This window comes from Legionella navarrensis, from assembly GCF_052527415.1.
The window spans coordinates 1-1305 of record NZ_JBNVZR010000051.1 but is presented as its reverse complement, the minus strand read 5'-3'; the positions used below and the strand labels follow the sequence as shown (position 1 = coordinate 1305).

Sequence of the window (1305 nt, the reverse complement as noted above, 5' to 3'; positions counted from 1 at the left end):
GGTCCGACCCGGTCACATCGGTAACAAAAGTGACCGGACACATAGGTAACAGTTAATCTAGATCCAGACAAATAGCTAGGAGTGTCTGTGATGCCTTGGATAGAGACTGAACCCATGAATGAAAAAGTTAAATTTATTTCGGCATACCTCAATAATGAAGAAGCTACATTTCGGGAATTATGTGAGCGTTTCAATATCAGCAGTAAAACGGGCTATAAATATATTAACCGATACAAGGAGGACGGGATTGATGGCCTTAAAGAACGCTCAAAAGCGCCGCATATTCAGGCAAATAGAATGGCGGGCCATATAGAACAGAGCATCCTTGATGTAAAGAGCCGCCACCCAGGTTGGGGTGCTAAAAAGATAAAGAATTGGCTACAGCAAGAAAGAGGCGACATTTTATGGCCTGCAAAAAGCACTATTGATGATTTATTAAAGCGTCATGGCTTAGTAACTCGAGCCAAACGAAAACGAAGCGTAGCACCTTATACAGAACCCTTTGTTCTATGCGGTCAATCGAATGACTCATGGAGTATGGATTATAAAGGCCAGTTTTTTTTAGGTAATAAGCAGTTATGTTATCCGTTGACGGTGACCGATAATTTCAGTCGTTACTTGTTAGCGATTAAAGGTTCCCCAAGAATTTCTGGCGCAGAAGTAAAACAAACGCTCACGACTTTGTTTGTTGAGTATGGGTTACCATTGGCCATTAGAAGTGATAACGGCGCACCTTTTGCAAGTCATGCTGTAGCAGGATTATCAGAGTTGTCTGTTTGGTTAATAAAGTTAGGCATCGTACCTGAGCGTATACGCAAAGGGCATCCTGAAGAAAATGGTCGACATGAACGAATGCATCTTACTCTTAAAAAAGAGACCACATTACCACCTCAATATAATCAGTCTCAACAACAGCAGAGATTTGATGCCTTTAAAACTGAATTTAATGAGCAAAGACCTCATGAAGGGCTTGGCTTTAAACGGCCTGCCTGGGTATACACGCATTCTACTCGTGAATTTCCGTCTAAAATACCTGCTGTTGAGTACAGCAATGATTTTGATCTAACCAGAAAAATTCGAACAAATGGTACAATGAAATGGCGAGGGAAAGAATTTTTTATTTCGGAAACCCTTGTGGGAGAAACAATCGGAATGAAGGCTCATAGTGAAACAGAGTGGCTTCTGTATTTCTCTTTTTTACCGTTGGCTATATTTGATGAGAAAACTCTCAAAGTTTATAAATTATGATAAAGTAATGTTACCGATGTGACCGGGCATCTTTGTTACCTATGTGCCGGTCACACA

Annotated in this window: 1 protein-coding gene; it reads left to right on the top strand. The window is 40.8% G+C overall.

What is annotated here, in order from left to right; all coding sequences use genetic code 11:
• The first annotated feature begins 114 nt into the window (after positions 1–114).
• Positions 115–1248: a DDE-type integrase/transposase/recombinase gene (locus ACQUTA_RS13055; protein ID WP_444988702.1), complete on the top strand. Its 1134-nt coding sequence runs from the start codon at positions 115–117 to the stop codon at positions 1246–1248.
• Positions 1249–1305: the final 57 nt, after the last annotated feature.